14 protein-coding genes are annotated in these 17,640 nt (G+C 68.2%); 12 read left to right on the top strand and 2 right to left on the bottom strand.

What is annotated here, in order from left to right:
• Position 1 precedes the first annotated feature (1 nt).
• Genes murG through murB form a run of 3 tightly spaced genes read left to right on the top strand, consistent with a single transcriptional unit; the run spans position 2 to position 3,493 of the window.
• The gene (murG, locus tag GGC47_RS06925; protein WP_142021801.1) at positions 2 to 1,105 is read left to right on the top strand and encodes an undecaprenyldiphospho-muramoylpentapeptide beta-N-acetylglucosaminyltransferase; all 1,104 of its coding nucleotides are present in this window, start codon (positions 2 to 4) and stop codon (positions 1,103 to 1,105) included.
• Positions 1,106 to 1,121: 16 nt separating this feature from the next.
• Positions 1,122 to 2,528 (top strand): UDP-N-acetylmuramate--L-alanine ligase, encoded by a 1,407-nt coding sequence (gene murC / locus GGC47_RS06930; RefSeq protein ID WP_038358871.1) that lies wholly within the window; start codon positions 1,122 to 1,124, stop codon positions 2,526 to 2,528.
• 38 nt (positions 2,529 to 2,566) lie between these two features.
• On the top strand, positions 2,567 to 3,493 hold the full coding sequence (murB, locus tag GGC47_RS06935; protein WP_133563097.1) for a UDP-N-acetylmuramate dehydrogenase: 927 nt from the start codon (positions 2,567 to 2,569) through the stop codon (positions 3,491 to 3,493).
• On the opposite strand, the gene GGC47_RS06940 is transcribed toward murB, so the two are convergent.
• Positions 3,468 to 4,352, bottom strand: coding sequence for an EamA family transporter (locus GGC47_RS06940; protein WP_112763969.1), 885 nt, complete (start codon positions 4,350 to 4,352; stop codon positions 3,468 to 3,470). The genes murB and GGC47_RS06940 overlap by 26 nt on opposite strands.
• A gap of 151 nt (positions 4,353 to 4,503) precedes the next feature.
• Here GGC47_RS06940 and GGC47_RS06945 point away from each other — a divergent pair, with 151 nt between their 5' ends.
• The 8 genes from GGC47_RS06945 to recN all read left to right on the top strand — a co-directional run bounded on the left by GGC47_RS06945 (position 4,504) and on the right by recN (position 14,370).
• The gene (locus GGC47_RS06945) at positions 4,504 to 4,965 is read left to right on the top strand and encodes a MarR family winged helix-turn-helix transcriptional regulator (protein ID WP_429067455.1); all 462 of its coding nucleotides are present in this window, start codon (positions 4,504 to 4,506) and stop codon (positions 4,963 to 4,965) included.
• A 233-nt stretch (positions 4,966 to 5,198) separates the two neighbouring features.
• Complete coding sequence (locus GGC47_RS06950; RefSeq protein WP_429067458.1) at positions 5,199 to 6,113, top strand: D-alanine--D-alanine ligase; 915 nt, start codon at positions 5,199 to 5,201, stop codon at positions 6,111 to 6,113.
• 5 nt (positions 6,114 to 6,118) lie between these two features.
• Positions 6,119 to 7,048, top strand: a complete 930-nt coding sequence (locus GGC47_RS06955; RefSeq protein WP_248311085.1) for a cell division protein FtsQ/DivIB — start codon at positions 6,119 to 6,121, stop codon at positions 7,046 to 7,048.
• A 32-nt stretch (positions 7,049 to 7,080) separates the two neighbouring features.
• Entirely contained in the window at positions 7,081 to 8,376 is a 1,296-nt protein-coding gene (gene ftsA, locus GGC47_RS06960; protein ID WP_038360020.1) for a cell division protein FtsA, read from the top strand.
• Between the two features lie 163 nt (positions 8,377 to 8,539).
• Positions 8,540 to 10,228, top strand: a complete 1,689-nt coding sequence (gene ftsZ, locus GGC47_RS06965; protein ID WP_142021803.1) for a cell division protein FtsZ — start codon at positions 8,540 to 8,542, stop codon at positions 10,226 to 10,228.
• 299 nt (positions 10,229 to 10,527) lie between these two features.
• A complete protein-coding gene (lpxC, locus tag GGC47_RS06970) occupies positions 10,528 to 11,475 on the top strand; it encodes a UDP-3-O-acyl-N-acetylglucosamine deacetylase (RefSeq protein WP_142021804.1) in 948 nt (315 codons plus the stop codon).
• A 290-nt stretch (positions 11,476 to 11,765) separates the two neighbouring features.
• A complete protein-coding gene (locus GGC47_RS06975) occupies positions 11,766 to 12,629 on the top strand; it encodes an outer membrane protein assembly factor BamD (RefSeq protein ID WP_051987492.1) in 864 nt (287 codons plus the stop codon).
• 58 nt (positions 12,630 to 12,687) lie between these two features.
• Positions 12,688 to 14,370 (top strand): DNA repair protein RecN, encoded by a 1,683-nt coding sequence (gene recN, locus GGC47_RS06980; RefSeq protein WP_142021805.1) that lies wholly within the window; start codon positions 12,688 to 12,690, stop codon positions 14,368 to 14,370.
• On the opposite strand, the gene aidB is transcribed toward recN, so the two are convergent.
• Entirely contained in the window at positions 14,371 to 15,195 is an 825-nt protein-coding gene (aidB, locus tag GGC47_RS06985) for an AidB family quorum-quenching N-acyl homoserine lactonase (RefSeq protein WP_142021806.1), read from the bottom strand. It lies immediately after the preceding gene.
• A gap of 231 nt (positions 15,196 to 15,426) precedes the next feature.
• Here aidB and GGC47_RS06990 point away from each other — a divergent pair, with 231 nt between their 5' ends.
• On the top strand, positions 15,427 to 17,535 hold the full coding sequence (locus tag GGC47_RS06990; RefSeq protein WP_142021807.1) for a DEAD/DEAH box helicase: 2,109 nt from the start codon (positions 15,427 to 15,429) through the stop codon (positions 17,533 to 17,535).
• Positions 17,536 to 17,640: the final 105 nt, after the last annotated feature.

Genomic DNA, 17,640 nt, shown 5'->3' on the forward strand with positions numbered 1-17,640 from the left:
GATGGGGACCGGCAAGCTCATCGTGCTGGCCGCCGGGGGGACGGGCGGCCATCTCTTCCCGGCCGAGGCGCTGAGCCATGCGCTCCACGCCAAGGGCATGCGCGTCGTGCTGATGACGGATACGCGCGCCGCCGAATACGCCGGCAGCTTCCCGGCCGAAGCCGTCCATGCGGTGCCGGCCGCAACGCCTTCGGGCCGCTCGCCGCTCAAGATGGCCGCTGCGCTGGTGAAGCTCGCCAGGGGCACGCTCGCGGCGCGCGGGATCATCCGCAAGCTCAAGCCGGACGTGGTGGTCGGCTTCGGCGGCTATCCGACCGTGCCGCCGGTGCTCGGCGCTTCACTTGCGGGCGTGCGCACCGTGATCCACGAGCAGAACGCCGTGATGGGCCGGGCCAACCGCTTCCTTGCGGGACGGGCCACCGCTATCGCGACCGGCTTCGCCGAGGTGGGCGGCATCGCAGAGGCGCTCAAGGCGAAATGCCGCCATGTCGGCAACCCGGTGCGGCCGGCGGTGCTGGAGGTGGCGGATCGCGACTATGACTGGCCGGGCGAGGGCAAGATCCGGCTCTTGGTCTTCGGCGGCAGCCAGGGCGCGCGGGTGATGGCCGATATTGTGCCGCCCGCGATCCAGCTTCTGACCGATGCCGAGCGGGCGCGCCTCACGATCGTCCAGCAGGCGCGGGCGGAAGACGACGAGCGCGTGCGCGGCATCTACGAGAAGCTCGGGATTCGCGCGACGGTCATGCCCTTCATCAAGGATATGCCGGCCCAGATGGCGGCGGCGCAGCTCGTGATCGCCCGCGGCGGGGCCTCGACCGTGGCGGAACTCACGGTGATCGGCCGGCCGGGCATCCTCGTGCCGCTGCCGGGCTCGCTCGACCAGGACCAGGCGGCGAACGCGGCTTTCCTCGAGAAGGTGGGTGGAGCGCTGCGGATCCTGCAGCCGGAATTCACCCCGCGGCGGCTCGCCAGCGAGCTTTCGCAGCTCATCGCCCAGCCGGCGCACTTGACGACCATGGCGGCAAACGCGAAGAGCGCGGGCATCCCCGATGCTGCCGACCGCCTCGCCGATCTTGTGATCGCGACGGCCAACTCTCAGAACTGACAGGACCCGCAAGACCATGAAGCTGCCGCCGAAGCTCGGCTCCATCCATTTCATCGGCATCGGCGGCATCGGCATGTCCGGCATCGCCGAGGTGCTGCATAATCTCGGCTACAAGGTGCAGGGGTCCGACGCGTCCGACGGCGCCAATGTCAAGCGCCTGGCCGAGAAGGGCATTACCACCTTCGTCGGCCACAAGGCCGAGAATTTGGGCGAGGCCGAGGTCGTCGTGGTCTCGACCGCGATCAAGCGCGACAATCCGGAGCTTCTGGCCGCGCGCGAGAATCGCCTGCCGGTGGTGCGCCGGGCCGAGATGCTGGCCGAGCTGATGCGGCTCAAGAGCTGTGTCGCCATCGCCGGCACCCATGGCAAGACGACCACGACCTCGCTGGTCGCGACGCTGCTCGAGAAGGGCGGGCTCGACCCGACCGTGATCAATGGCGGCATCATCAACGCCTATGGCACCAATGCCCGGATGGGCGAGAGCGACTGGATGGTGGTCGAGGCCGACGAGTCCGACGGCACCTTCCTGAAGTTGCCGGCCGACGTCGCGATCGTCACCAATATCGATCCCGAGCATCTCGACCATTTCGGCACCTTCGACGCGATCAAGGCGGCCTTCCGCTCCTTCGTCGAGAACCTGCCCTTCTACGGCTTCGCGGTGATGTGCATCGACCATCCCACTGTGCAGGGGCTCGTCGGCCAGATCACAGATCGCCGCGTCGTCACCTATGGCGAGAACCCGCAGGCCGATTTCCGTCTGATCGACATCGACCTCTCGGGCGGTCAGGCGAAGTTCACGCTGCTGATCCGCGACCGCAAGACTGGCCGCGATGAGGTCATCCGCGATCTCGTGATGCCGATGCCCGGCCATCACAACGCGCTCAACGCCACGGCTGCGATCGCGGTGGCCTACGACCTCGGTATCCCCGTGCAACGCATCCGCGAGGCGCTGGCCGGCTTCGGCGGCGTCAAGCGTCGCTTCACCAAGACAGGCGAGTGGAACGGCGCGCTGATCTTCGACGATTACGGCCACCATCCGGTCGAGATCGCCGCCGTGCTCAAGGCCGCCCGCGCCTCGACTAAGAACAAGGTGATCGCGATCGTGCAGCCGCATCGCTATACGCGCCTGTCGAGCCTGTTCGACGATTTCGCTGCCTGCTTCAACGATGCCGACACGGTGATTGTGGCCGACACCTATGCGGCGGGCGAAGCGCCGATCGCAGGCGCCGACCGCGATTCGCTGGTCGCCGGCATCAAGGCGCGCGGCCACCGCCACGCGTTGCCGCTGGAGTCCTCGGACAAGCTCGCCGGGATGGTGGCGGAGCTGGCGGGGCCGGGCGACTACGTCGTCTGCCTCGGCGCCGGCAACATCACGCAATGGGCCTATGCGCTGCCGGGAGAGCTGGCGGCACTTAAGGGGTGAGCCTTTTCGGCAGAGCCCCGACAGGTTAAAGCGACGCCATGCCCTTCGCAGACCTCTCCTCCGACATCCGTGCCGCGGCTCCCGATCTGCGGGGCCGGCTCCTGCCGAATCAGGATCTCTCCGCCCTGACCTGGTTTCGGGTCGGGGGGGCGGCGCAGCTCCTGTTCACGCCGGCCGACGAAGAGGATCTCGCCTATCTGCTCTCGAAGCTGCCGGCGGAGATTCCGGTCACGGTGGTCGGGCTCGGCTCCAACCTGATCGTGCGCGACGGCGGGATTCCCGGTCTCGTCATCCGGCTTGGCGGCAAGGGTTTCACCGAAATCGCTGTCGAACCGGGCGATCGGCTCCGGGCCGGGACGGCGGTGCCGGACGTCAAGGTGGCCCGCGCGGCGGCCGACGCTTCGCTCGACGGCCTCGCCTTCTTTCGCGGCATCCCCGGCTCGATCGGCGGGGCGCTGCGCATGAATGCCGGTGCCCATGGCGGCGAGACCACCGATGTGCTGGTCGAGGCGCGCGGCGTCACCCGCAAGGGCGAGCTCGTGAAGCTCAGCCATGCGCAGATGGGTTTCACCTATCGCAACAGCGCGGAGGCGACCCGCGAGATCATCTTCACCTCCGCTCTGTTCCAGGGGCGGCCGGGCGAGCAGGCTGCGATTCAGGCCGAGATGGACCGGGTGACACAGGCGCGCGAGGCGGCGCAGCCGATCAAGGAGCGCACCGGCGGCTCGACCTTCAAGAACCCGGAAGGCGGCAAGGCCTGGCAACTCATCGACGCCGCCGGCTGCCGCGGCCTGCGCATCGGCGGGGCGCAGGTGTCGGAGATGCACTGCAATTTCCTGATCAACACCGGCGGCGCGACGGCGGCCGATGTCGAAGGGCTCGGCGAGGAGGTACGCCGCCGGGTGAAGGAGAATTCCGGCTTCGAGCTGCAGTGGGAGATCAAGCGGATCGGGGTTGCGGCCTAGCTGCCGCGGCCCGGCGCGAGAGCAGCATGCCCGTGATCGTCGAGCCCAGGATGACCGCGATGCCGAGGAGCTGGACACCTCCCAGCCACTGCCCGAGCAGGACGGCGCCGAGAATGGTCGCGACCGTCGGGCTGAGCAGGCCGAGGAAGGCGACGCTGGCGCCGAGCGTGGTGATGCCCCTGACCCAGAGCCAATAGGCGAGGGCCGTGCCGACGAGGACGAGATAGCCGAGGCCGATTCCGTTCAGGATCGTCGGTGCTGGCGGCAGCCCTTCGACCAACAGCGCCACTGGCAGCAGGATCAGCCCGCCCAGGGTGAGTTGCCAGGCTGCCAGCGCCAGGGGCGAGCCCATCTTGCCCCAGCGCTCGATCAGGACCGTTCCCGTCGCCATGGAAGCGGCGCTGGCGAGGCCGGCGACGATGCCGACGGCATCCAGCTTCGCTTGCGGATCGAGCACCAGCAAGGCGACACCGATGAGGCCGGCGAGCGCTGCGAGGATCTGCCCGCGGCCTGGGCGCCGGCCGAGCAGGGGCCAGGCCAGCAGGCCGACGATCAACGGCTGCGTCGACCCGACCGTCGCGGCGAGCCCTCCGGGGAGGCGCGCGGCGCTGACGAAAAGCAGTGCGAAGAAGATGCCGATATTCGCGAGACCCAGAGCGGACAGCGGCAACAGCTTGTCGCGTGGCGGCAGGCCGGGGCCGAGGGCCATCAGCAGCAGGCCGGCCGGCAGCGCCCGCAACGCGCCGACAAGCAGTGGGTGATCGACCGGAAGCGTCTGGGTGAAGACGATATAGGTCGAACCCCAGAGGCAAGGCACGAGAATGGTGGTCAGCAGGGTTCTGTTCAGGTTGAGCGACATGGCGACCTCCGGTGCCGCAGAGCTTGGCTTCCGCATGCGCCGACGCTATATTTATTCGACGTCATATATTTCGATGTCAAAATATATGACGTGAAAATATTTGCAAGGAGCGAAGATGGAGCGGGATCGACCCGGGCCTCAGGGTGGTGCGATGGATTCGATCCTCGCACAGTGGCGGCGCGAGCGGCCTGACCTCGACACGAGCGTCATGGCTGTTTGCGGCGACCTGTGGCGTGCTGCGGACCGGGTGCGCGATGGGGTTGCTGCCAATCTCGCGGCCGATGATCTCGATCTTGCTGGTTTCGACGTGCTGCTGACCCTGCGCCGGCAGGGGAAGGGGCAGGCCCTGTCGCCGTCCGAGCTCGCCCAGGACATGATGATCTCGACCTCTGCGATGACGAACCGTCTCGACCGGTTGCAGAAGCGGGGGCTGATCGACCGGCTCGCGGACCCGGAGGATCGGCGGGCGCTGCGCGTCGTGCTGACCGAGGCCGGCTTCGCGCTGGCGGAGCGAATCGTCGTCGGCCATGTCGCGACCGAGGAACGATTGGTCAGCGCGCTTTCAGAGGAGGAGCGGGCGGAGCTGAGGCGGCTGCTCGCGAAGATCGGCTAGCGGCTGCTGATTCTCAGAAGAAGCACTGCCGTCATCCCGGGGCTTCGCTTCGCTCCAGCCGGGATGACCCGCGTTTCATTGAAAACACATGTGCTCGATCCCGCCGCGAATGGGTTCCGCAGGGTCTTGCTCCAAAACGCCGATGCCGCCCCTTAACGCCGCGTTCGTCTTGGTTAACGAGCTGTTAACCAAGTTTAACGAGGTTGGACCCAACGCAGCGGCGCGGGGCTCCGATGATCGAACATGTTGCAGTGCTGATGGGGGGATGGTCCGTCGAGCGGGAGGTCAGCCTCAACAGCGGTGCGGCCTGCGCCCGCGCCCTGGAAGGGCAGGGTTATCGCGTCACCCGCGTCGACGTGCAGCGCGACATCGCCGAGGTGCTGGCGAAGCTGAAGCCGGATGTCGCCTTCAATGCCCTGCATGGCCGCTTCGGCGAGGATGGCACGATCCAGGGCGTGCTCGAGATCCTGCGCATTCCCTATACCCATTCCGGTGTGCTGGCCTCGGCGCTCGCGATCCGCAAGGACCGGGCGAAGACGGTGGTGAAGGCGGCTGGCGTCCCGATCGCGCATGGCGTCAACGTCTCGCGATTCGCGGCCGCGAAGAGCCATGTCCTGCCGCCGCCCTATGTGCTGAAGCCGGTCGACGAGGGCTCCTCCGTCGGCGTCGTGATCGTCAAGAAGGGGCGGGAGCACCCGCCGCAGGAGATCGCCCGGCCGGACTGGCCTTGCGGCGAGATGCTGCTGGCGGAGACCTTCATCGCCGGGCGCGAGCTGACCTGCGCCGTGATGGGCGGCCGGTCGCTGGGTGTGACCGAAATACAAGCCGCAACTGGTGAATTCTACGACTATGACGCGAAGTACGCAAAAGGTGGCTCGATCCACATCTGTCCGGCTCAAATTTTACCGAAAATTTACCAGCAGATCGAAGAGTGTGCGTTAACGGCGCATCAAGCAATCGGATGCCGGGGCGTCAGCCGATCTGATTTCCGCTACGACGACGAGAGCGACACGCTCGTCTGGCTGGAAGTCAATACGCAGCCCGGGATGACCGAGACCAGCCTGGTGCCCGAACTGGCTGCCCATGCGGGCCTGAATTTCGGTGAGCTCGTCAAATGGATGGTGCAGGACGCCTCCCTCGATCGGTGAAAGCGATGACGGCGAAAACCTCCTCGCGCCAGCCGGTCGCGGCTACCGGCCCGCAACTGCTGATCGGCAGTGAGCGACAGGGACGCTGGATGCGGCGCCCGCGCCGCTCGGCCACGCCCCTGGCCGAGCGCATCCCGCGCGGCATCGGCTCCTGGCTGGCGCTCGGCTACCTCGCGCTCAGCCTCGGCAGCGGTTTCGTCATCGGCGGCCAGTATCAGGCGATGCAGGACGCCAATGGCGCGCCGCAGCATATGATCGCGCGCATGCTCGGCTTCGGCATCGACCGCGTCACGATCTCGGGCCTCTGGGGGCTGTCGGAGCAGGAGGTGCTCGTTGCCGCCGGCATCGATTCGAAGACCTCGCTGATGTTCTTCGACGCCGACGAGGCGCGCCGGCAGCTCGAGGCCAACCCGCTGATCCGCGAGGCGCAGGTGCGCAAGCTCTATCCGGGCGAGATCTCGATCTCGCTGACCGAGCGCGAGCCCTATGCGCTCTGGCAGGTCAAGGGCGAGCTTTTCGTGATCGCGGCTGATGGCACGGTGATCGACAAGATGGATGATGGCCGCTTCGCCTTCCTGCCGCTGGTCGTGGGCAAGAATGCCAATATCCGCGCGAGCGAATATCTGGCGCTGCGCAAGGAGGCCGGTCCGCTGGCGGAGCATATCCGCGCCGGCATGCTGGTGTCCGACCGTCGCTGGGACCTCAAGCTCGATAACGGCATGGATGTGCGCTTGCCCGAGGCGAAGCCGGAGGCCGCGATCGGGCGGCTCGCTTCGCTGGAGAGCAACGACCGCATCCTCGACAAGGACGTCCTCGCCATCGACCTGCGCCAGCCGGACCGCGTGGTGATGCGCCTCTCCGAGGAGGCGGCTGCCGCCCGGGCCGAGATGCTGAAGAACCGCGCCAAGACCAAGAAGAAGGGAGGGGAGGCGTGAACCACTTCACCTCCCAGGGCCTGACCCCGCGCATGCGCCCGCTCTCGGCGCGCAAGAGCGCGACGCTGTCGATCCTCGATATCGGCACGAGCAAGGTCGTCTGCCTGATCGCCGAGCTGAACCCGGCCGAGGCCAATGAGCGGCTGCGCGGGCGCACCCATGTCGCGCGCATCATCGGCATCGGCCATCAGCGCTCGCTCGGCCTCAAGGGCGGGGCGATCATCGATCTCGAAAGCGCCGAGCGCGCCATCCGCGCCGCCGTCGACGCGGCCGAGCGCATGGCCAAGGTCGAGGTGCAGTCGGTCATCGTCAATCTGACCGGCGGGCGCATCGGCTCGCAGCACTATGCGGCCGGCGTCGATCTGCGCTCCGGCTCGGTCGGAGATGCCGACGTCAAGCGCGTCCTCGCCACCGCCGCGACCCATGCGATCCGCCCCGGCAAGGCCGTGCTCCATGCGCTGCCGACCGGCTATGCGCTCGACGGCGTGCCGGGCGTGCTCGATCCGCGCGGGCTGATCGGCGGCAAGCTCTCCGTCGACATGCATGTCGTCGCCAGCGAGGCGGCGGCTGCGCGCAACGTCATGCTGGCGGTCGAGCGCTGCCATCTCGAGGTCGAGGCGGTCGTCGCGACGCCCTATGCCTCCGGCCTTTCGGTCCTGGTCGATGACGAGGCGGAAATGGGCGTGGTCGTCGTCGATCTCGGCGGCGGCTCGACCAGCCTCGGCGTCTTCGCCGGCGGCCATCTGATGCATGCCGACGCCATCGCGGTCGGCGGCAACCATATCACCATGGACGTGGCGCGCGGGCTCTCGACCCGTGTCTCTGCGGCCGAGCGGCTGAAGACGCTGCACGGCTCCTGCATCGCCAGCGCCTCCGACGAGCGCGACATGATCGCGGTGCCGCAGGTCGACGACGACGAGCGCGACATGCCGAACCATCTCGCGAAGTCGCATCTCGTGCGCATCATCAAGCCGCGGGTCGAGGAGATTCTCGAACTGGTCCGCGACCGGCTGAACAATGCAGGCTTCTCGGCCCAGGCCGGGCGCCGCGTCGTGCTGACCGGCGGAGCCTGCCAGCTCACCGGCCTGCCCGAGGTGGCGCGGCGCATTCTCGGGGGCCAAGTTCGCACCGGTCGCCCGCTCGGCATCAAGGGATTGCCCGAAGCCGGCAAGGGGCCGGCCTTTGCGGCGGCGGTCGGCCTGCTGGTCTATCCGCAGGTCGCGCATGTCGAGCATTTCGAACCACGCGCCGCCGGCGGGCGCTATTTCGCGACCGGGACGGACGGCTATTTCTCGCGCGTCGGGCGGTGGCTGAAGGACAGTTTCTGAACCTGGCGCGGAAAAGCGGAAACGGGTTTTCCCGGATCACTACTGCAAGACCGGCCAAGTTCCAGAATTGAGTGAGTACCGCCCGCGTCAGCGGGCACGGCGTCAAACGTAGCAATCGACGGCTCCCGCCAGGCGCCGGTCAAAGGGATCAAAAGAGGCAATCATGGCGATGAATCTGCAAGCCCCGGACATCCGGGAACTCAAGCCCCGGATCACGGTCTTCGGTGTCGGCGGTGCGGGCGGCAATGCGGTCAACAACATGATCGAGGCCGGTCTCGACGGCGTCGACTTCGTCTGCGCCAACACGGATGCGCAGGCGCTGGCGCTCTCGCGCTCCTCGCGCATCATCCAGATGGGCCTCCAGGTCACCGAGGGCCTCGGCGCCGGCTCGCAGCCGGAAGTCGGGCGGGCCGCGGCCGAGGAAGTCATCGACGAGATTCGCGATCACCTGGCGGGCGCACATATGGTCTTCATCACCGCCGGCATGGGCGGCGGCACCGGCACGGGCGCTGCCCCGGCCATCGCCCGCGTCGCCCGCGACATGGGGATCCTGACCGTCGGCGTCGTCACCAAGCCCTTCCAGTTCGAGGGTCAGCGCCGCATGCGCATGGCGGAAGCGGGCATCTCCGAGCTCAACGAGGCGGTCGATACGCTGATCGTCATCCCGAACCAGAACCTGTTCCGCGTCGCCAACGAGACGACCGGCTTCGCCGACGCCTTCGGCATGGCCGACCAGGTGCTCTATTCGGGCGTCGCCTGCATCACCGACCTGATGGTCCGTCCCGGCCTCATCAACCTCGACTTCGCCGACGTGCGCGCAGTGATGCGCGGCATGGGCAAGGCGATGATGGGCACCGGCGAGGCGCAGGGCGAGAAGCGCGCGCTGACCGCAGCCCAGGCCGCGATCAACAACCCGCTGCTCGACGACATCTCGATGAAGGGCGCGCGCGGCCTGCTGATCTCGATCACCGGCGGGCGCGACATGAAGCTGTACGAGGTCGACGAGGCTGCCACCCGCATCCGCGAGGAGGTCGATTCCGAGGCCAACATCATCGTCGGCGCCACCTTCGACGAATCGCTCGAGGGCACGGTGCGCGTCTCGGTCGTCGCGACCGGCATCGACAAGCCGCTCTCGCATGTCGGCGAGTCCGACGAGACCGAAGCCCGCATTGCCCAGGTGGCCGAGCGCCTGAAGCAGGAGGCCCGCCTGCGTAGCAATGCCGCGACGCAGGCGCCCCGTCCCGCCCAGCAGCCCGCGCCGGTGATCGAGACGGCTCGTGCCGCTCCGCTCGCCGAGCCGGTTCCCGCCGCGCAGGTCACGCAGGACATCCGCATCGAGCCGATGCAGCCGCGTGCGATGATGGTCGCTGCTCCGGCGCCCGAGCCACACGCCCCGGCCGAGCCGAGCCTGCATTTCGACGAGAGCTTCATTCCGCCGGCGCCGGAGCGCGCGGTGCGCCCGACCCGCATGCCGCGGATCGAGGATCTGCCGGCTCCGGGCCAGGCCCAGCTCCACGCCCAGCGCGGCGCGCAGCCCGTGCCGCAGGTGCCGAGCGCCGTCGAGCAGAAGCGCATGTCGCTGATGCAGCGCCTTGCCTCGGTCGGTTTCGGCCGCAAGGACGAGGAGGAGCAGCACGCCGCGCCGGCGCCTGTTCCGGCGCGCCAGGCCCCGGCCATGCCGCAGGCGGCCGCGCCGAGCGCTGCCCATGCCGAGTATATGCGTCGCCCGGCGCCGCCGGCCTCGCGCCCGGCCCAGGGCCAGCTCGATCCGCATGGCCGTGCCGCGCCGACTCGCAACAGCGAAGAAGACCAGCTGGAGATTCCGGCTTTCCTGCGCCGCCAGGCGAACTGATCTCCCGGCCCGTCGCGGCCTTGTAACCAATCCCGTCGCGCAGGCTGCGCGGCGGGATTTTCGCTGTTAAAAAATCGTTATCTTTCAGCCTGTTATTGTTCCGCCCTCAAAGCTTTCCGGCTGTAACACAGCGAAAGAAAGCGTGATTTTGAGAGGCCGCCTCTAAGGCTTATGTTGCGGCCGCACCAAGAGATTGGCCTACCGGTAGCCGGCTCGATGCCGACTTCGGGAATGTCGCCGCCGGCGATCGCTGCATGGGCAGCGGACATCGGTCGTAGCGATCAGGATTGGATACCGGAATGAACTTCGATCGGCAGACGACTTTGCGGGCTGCGGTGACCCTGAGCGGGATCGGCGTGCATTCCGGCGCTCCCGCGAGCATCTGCCTCAAGCCCTCCAGCGCGAATTCCGGCATCGTCTTCCTGCGGACGGGCATCGAGGGCATGCCGCCCCAGCTCATCCACGCCAAGCACACCAAGGTCAGCGCCACCGAGCTCTGCACCGTGATCGGCGACCGCGGACCGGCCTCGGTCTCGACGATCGAGCATCTGATGTCGGCCTGCGCGGGCCTCGGCGTCGACAACGTGCTGGTCGAGATCGACGGGCCGGAGATGCCGATCATGGACGGCAGCGCCAGGGAGTTCGTCGCCGCGATCGAGGCCACGGGCCTCGTCACCCTCGCCGCGCCGCGCCGCTACCTCAAGGTTCTCCAGCCGGTTCGGATCGAGCAGGGCCGTGCCTTCGCCGAGCTGATGCCGGCCGAGCAGGGCTTCCGCCTCGACGTCGAGATCGATTTCGATACCGCTGTGATCGGCCGTCAGCGCAAGATCTTCGATCTCGACGCCAAGGCCTATGCCAGCGAGATCTCCAAGGCGCGCACCTTCGGCTTCATGCGTGATGTCGAGCAGCTCTGGAAGGCCGGCTTCGCGCTCGGCGCCTCGCTCGACAACACGGTCGCGATCGGCGACGACAAGGTCATCAATCCCGAGGGGCTGCGCTATGGCGACGAGTTCGTGCGCCACAAGGTGCTCGATGCCATCGGCGATCTGGCGCTGGCGGGCTATCCGATCATCGGCGAGTTCCGCTCCTATTGCGGCGGTCACCGCATGAATGTCCGCATCCTCGAGGCGCTTTTCGCCGACCGCGCGAATTTCGCGATCGTCGAATCCCAGCCGGTCTTCGCGCCGGCCCGCGCCGTGCAGATGTCGGCGGTTGCTCCGGCCGCCTACGCGCCCGATCTCCACTGAAATCACGCGAGCCGGAGCGCTTCGCAGAAAAGCGGAAGCGTTTTTCTGTCGAAGAAATGCCTTGGTCGCGTCGATCAGCGTCGTTTCGCCTTTCCTTCGCCCGCTTTTTGTCCGAGATGCCGCAGTGCTGCGGAATCGAGCCTTAACCGGCTTTCGGCAGTGGCGCGCGGGAGGCGTCTGAGGTAAGGCATGCTTCCCGCAGGCGGGGACGATCGAAAGAGGAAGACGACGTGAGCGTGACGCGGCAAAGCCTACCGGCAATCCATCGCGGCGTATCTCCGCGCAAGGGCATGGCCCTGGCGCTCGGCGCTGCCATGCTGCTCGGCGGCTGCGATACGCTGTCCTCGCTCAACCCCTTCGACAGGCCCGAGGTCTACAAGCCCGACCTGACCCCCACGACGCCGGCCGACAAGCTCTACAATGAGGGTCTGGCGCGCCTGCAGAACGGCGACAGCGAAGGCGCGTCCAAGAAGTTCGAGGACATCGACAAGTCAGCGCCGTTCTCGCCCTACGCCCGCAAGGGCCTGCTGATGACGGCCTACACCAATTTCCAGGCCTCGAAATGGGAAGAGACGATCACCGCTTCCAAGCGCTTCATCGCCCAGAACCCGGCGAGCCCCGATGCGGCCTACGCCCAGTACCTGATGGCGATGTCCTATTATAACCAGATCCCGGACACGACCCGCGATCAGGAGCGGACGCGGCAGGCGATCCAGGCTTTCGAGGAACTCGTCGCCCGCTATCCCAAGTCGGAATATGTGCTCGACGCCAAGGAGAAGCTCCTGGTGGCGCGCGACCAGCTCGCCGGCAAGGAGATGAATGTCGGCCGCTATTATCTCGAGAAGCGCAATTACACCGCTGCAGTGAACCGCTTCCGCGAGGTCATCATCAAGTACCAGACCACCCGCCATGTCGAGGAGGCGCTGGAGCGCCTGACCGAGGCCTATATGGCGCTGGGCATCACCAACGAAGCGCAGACCGCCGCCGCCGTGCTCGGGCATAACTTCCCGGACAGCCCGTGGTACAAGGACGCCTACAAGTTGCTGCAGAGCGGCGGCCTGGAGCCGCGCGAGGACCGTGGCTCCTATATCAGCCGCGCCTTCGACGGCTTCCAGAAGGCTGTAGGCGGCATCGTCGGGCTGGGTTCCCTCTGACGGAGCTCGCATGAGCCAGAGGCGACCCTGCCGGCTCCGAAACGCGCGCTGAACGCCCATGCTGGCGCAGCTCTCCATCCGTGACATCGTCCTGATCGACAGGCTCGATCTGAGCTTCCATGACGGGCTGAGCGTGCTCACCGGCGAAACCGGCGCGGGCAAGTCGATCCTGCTTGACGGTTTCGCGCTGGCGCTCGGCGGGCGCGGCGACGGCTCGCTCGTGCGCCATGGCGAGGCGCAAGGGCAGGTCAGCGCCGTCTTCGACCTGCCGCTCGCGCATGAGGCGCGCAAGCTCGCGCAGGCGCAGGAGATCGACACTGACGGCGATCTGATCCTGCGGCGCGTGCAATATGCCGATGGGCGCACCCGCGCTTTCATCAATGACCAGCCGGTTTCGGTTCAGATCCTGCGCATGGTCGGCGCGGCGATCGTCGAGATCCACGGCCAGCATGACGACCGGGCGCTGACCGACCCGGCCCAGCACCGGGCGCTGCTCGACGGTTTCGGCGGGCTGGAAAGCCAGGCGCAGGCTGTCGCCCAAGCCAGCGAAACGCTGAAGCGGGCACGGCAGGCCTTGCAGGCCCAGCGCCTGCGCGTCGAGGCCGCGCGCAAGGAGGCCGATTTCCTGCGCCATGCGGTCGAGGAGCTCGGCAAGCTCGCGCCGAAGCCCGGCGAGGAGGACGAACTCGCCGCCACGCGCCAGACGATGATGCAGGCCGAGAAGGTCGCGCGCGATCTCAACGAAGCCTATGAGGCGGTCGGCGGCCAGGGCTCGCCCGTGCCGATGCTCGCGGCGGTGCTGCGCCGGCTCGAACGCCGGGCCGGGCAGGCGCCGGAGCTGGTCGATCCCTCGCTCGCCGCGCTCAATACCGCCATCGTCGCGCTGGAAGAGGCCGGCGAGGCGCTCGGGGCTGCGATGCGCGCGGCGGAATACGATCCGCGCGAGCAGGAGCGCATCGAGGAACGGCTCTTCGCGCTGCGGGCGGCCGGGCGCAAATACGATGTGCCGGTCGATGGCTTGTCCGTGCTCGCGGCGACCATGGCGAGCGACCTCGCGGCGCTGGACGAGAGCGAAACCTCGCTCGGCCGGCTCGAGGCGGAGGTGAGGCAGGCGGAGGACGGTTTCACCAAGCAGGCCAAGGCGCTGTCGGAGGCCCGGAAGACGGCTGCCGCGCGGCTCGATTCGGCGGTGAAGGCGGAGTTGCCGCCGCTCAAGCTGGAACGCGCCCGCTTCATCACCCGCATCGAGAGTGACGAGAGCGCCCGCGGACCGGAGGGTTTCGACCGCGTCGAGTTCTGGGTCGAGACCAATCCGGGCACGCGGCCGGGGCCGATGATGAAGGTGGCCTCCGGCGGCGAGCTGTCGCGCTTCATGCTGGCGCTGAAGGTGGTGCTGGCGGAACGCGGCTCGGCGCCGACGCTCGTCTTCGACGAGATCGACACCGGTGTCGGCGGGGCGGTGGCGGATGCCATCGGCGAGCGGCTGGCACGGCTCGCCGACCGGGTCCAGGTGATCTCGGTGACCCATGCGCCGCAGGTCGCGGCCAAGGCCGGGCAGCATTTCCTGATCGCGAAATCGGCGGAGGAAGGCGAGGCTTCGCGCACCGTCACCCGCGTCACCGCGCTCGTCGACCAGACCCGGCGCGAGGAAATCGCCCGGATGCTCGCCGGCGCCTCGATCACCGAGGAGGCGCGGGCTGCGGCAGGGCGCCTGCTCGAGGCGGCGGGCCTGCGCGGCTGATCAGCCGGCCGGTACGAGCTTGAAGCCGGCTCCTTGCCGCCTGACCTGCCGGAAGCCGGTGACATGCCCGCCCGAGACGGTCCAGCCTGTCGCCGCAGCACGCTCCAGAATCGTGCGGCGCGAGCGGGCGGCCTGCGCCGCGTCGAGATCGTAGACGATTCCGAGATCGGGATCGGCGGCCTGCTCCTCGGCCAGATGCAGGGCGTCGCCCCAGAGCAGCAGGGCGCGCGCTTCATCGCCGATGAGGTAGCCACTATGCCCGAAGCTGTGGCCAGGCAGCGCGATCAGTTCGATGCCGGGAAGGACCTCGCCGGGCGCTGCCGGCCGGATGCGGCCGGCATAGAGGCGCTGCAAGGTCGCGGTGATGTCGAAGGCGCCGCGCTTGTTGTCCGGCGTGCCGGCCCGCTTCGCCTCGTCGCCGTAATAGCCGAGATCGGCCTGCGGAACGATGATTTCGGCTCGTGGCAGCCAGGGCTGTTCGCCATCGAACAGACCAAGCGCGTGGTCGCCATGGAGATGAGTGATCAGGACGCGATCGACCTCCTCCGGCTGGATGCCGGCGGCGACCAGCGCGGTGCGCGCATGGCCGAGCGCCGGACCCCAGGCGGAGCCGGTGCCGGCGTCGACGAGGGTGATGCCGTCCTTGCCGCGCAGCACGAAGCAGTTCACGTCGATGCTGATTTTGGGCTTGCCAAAGCGGGCGATGGCTTCGCTGCGGGCGGCCTCGCCGGCCTGATGGATCATGACGTCCGACGGCGCTTCGAAAATGCCGTCGAGCAAGGTGATGACGTCGTATCCGCCGAAACGGTGGGCTTGCGCACTCATCGCAGTGTCTCCTGTCCGATGCTGGCCTAGCCGCCGGCACCGGGGGGCGGCAATGTTGCCCGGCAGAGAGCAGCCCTGCACCGGGCGCGCGAATCCTCCATTTCCTTTTGGCGCGTCTTGCTTTATGAGCCGTTTTCGATTGACGGCTTGCAGGTGCTGTCCGCGCCGCTTTCCCGTCACCCCCAGTTTCGCGACCTCTCGCGTTTCGAGCCTCAGATTTAGGCCTTCCACATGTCCTTCTCCCTCACGAGCCCGCCGCTCGCGCGTGCGCTCGCCGAACGCAATTACTCCGAACCGACGCCGGTGCAGAACGCCGTGCTGGAGGAGGCCGCGCGCGGCCGCGACCTGCTGGTTTCCTCGCAGACCGGCTCGGGCAAGACCATCGCCTACGGGCTTGCCATCGGCGAGACCCTGCTGGGCGACGGCGAAAAGCTCGGCCGGGCCGCAGCGCCCCTCGCGCTGATCATCGCGCCGACCCGCGAACTGGCCCTCCAGGTGCAGCGGGAACTGGCCTGGCTCTACGAACATGCGGGAGCGCGGGTGATCTCCTGCGTCGGCGGCATGGACCCGCGCCGCGAGGCGATGCTGCTCGACGAGGGCGCGCATATCGTCGTCGGCACGCCCGGCCGCCTGCGCGACCATATCGAGCGTCGCCGTCTCGACGTCTCGGCGCTCAAGGCCGTGGTGCTCGACGAGGCCGACGAGATGCTCGATCTCGGCTTCCGCGACGATCTCGAATTCATCCTGAAGACGACCCCCGAGGGGCGCCGCAGCCTGCTGTTCTCGGCGACCTTCCCGAAGGCCATCGTGCAGCTCGCGCAGAGCTACCAGCACGATGCGCTGCGCATCGAGGTGGAAGCGGCGCGGCGCGGCCATGCCGACATCGCCTACAAGGCCGTGCGCGTCTATCCCAAGGAGGCGGAGCTCGCGGTCGTCAACCTGCTGCGGTTCCACGACGCGCCGGTGGCGCTGGTCTTCTGCAACACGCGCAATGCCGTGCGCCATCTCGAAGCCATCCTGCTTGAGCGCGGTTTCGCCGCCGTCGCCCTCTCGGGCGAACTCGGCCAGAACGAGCGCAACGCCGCCCTGCAGGCGCTGCGCGACGGGCGGGCACGGGTCTGCGTCGCGACCGATGTCGCCGCGCGCGGTATCGACCTGCCGGGGCTCGACCTCGTCATCCATGCCGAACTGCCCAACGACGCCGAGGTGATGCAGCATCGCTCGGGCCGGACGGGGCGCGCCGGCAAGAAGGGCACCAGCGTCGTGCTGGTGCCGCAGTCACGCCGGCGCAAGGCCGAGCGGCTGCTGATGGAAGGCAAGGTCGAGGCCGAGTGGATCGGCCCGCCGACGCCGGAGGAGATTCGCGCGCTCGATCAGGAGCGGCTGCTCAAGGATCCGATGCTCTCGGGCGACGAGGGCGAGGATGATGCCGGCATGGTCGAGGCGCTGATGGCCGGCCGCGAGGCGCGCGAGATCGCGGCGGCGCTGGTCAGGCTCTATCGTTCGCGCCTGCCGGCGGCCGAGGAGGCGGGCGATCCCGGCTTCGGCCGCGACGAGCGCCGGCCGGCGCGCAGCCATGACGATTACGCGACGCCGCGCGAGCGCTTCGCCGCCGGACGCGAGGACAGCCCCCGCGCCGACGGGCCGCGCAAGGGCGGCCCGCGTGGCGACACGGTCTGGTTCCGCCTCAATGTCGGGCGCAGGGACGGCGCCGATCCGCGCCAGTTGCTGCCGATGCTGTGCCGGCGCGGCAAGATCACGCGCGACGAGGTCGGCGCGATCCGCATTTTCGACCGTGAGACCAAGGTCGAGATCGATGCCGATGTGGCGGAGCGCTTCTATGAGCTCGCCAAGGCGGTGGATCGTGACAAGGTCATGATCGAGCCTGTGACGGGCGAGGACGAGCGCCGTCCTGCGAAGCCCTTCGCCGAGAAGGCGAGCCATGCTCCGGCCCCCTATCAGCGCAAGGCGCGCGACGAAGGCGTGGCCGGGGAGCCTCGCGAGGCGCGTGGCTATGAGAAGAAGCCGTTCGCCAAAAAGCCTTATGACGGCAAGGGCAAACCCTTCGCGGATAAGCCCTTCGCCGGCAAGCCCGCAGCGGGCAAGTCCTTCGGCGGATCGAAATCCTACGATCCCGTCCGCAGCGACCGCGATCCGTCGGCGGAGCCGCGCGCGCCCTGGTCGGAGACCGGCAAGCCGCATGGCGGAAAACCCTATGCCGGCAAGAAGCCCGCTTTCTCTGGGAAGCCCGGCGGCGCCAGGAACGATGGGCCCGGTGCGCGCGGGCCGGCCGGCAAGCCGTTCAAGAGCAAGAAGCCCCGGCGCGACGATCGCGGCTGATCGCCATCATCGCCCGCAACGGAGCTGGCTCGTTCAGCCCCGGCGGCACCTCTCCGCTCAGCGCAGGCCGAGGAAGGAGAGGATGGCGAGGACGACGACGATCAG

Origin of the sequence: Allobosea sp. OAE752 (assembly GCF_050433265.1) — a bacterium.
Classification (GTDB): Bacteria; Pseudomonadota; Alphaproteobacteria; order Rhizobiales; family Beijerinckiaceae; genus Allobosea; species Allobosea spartocytisi.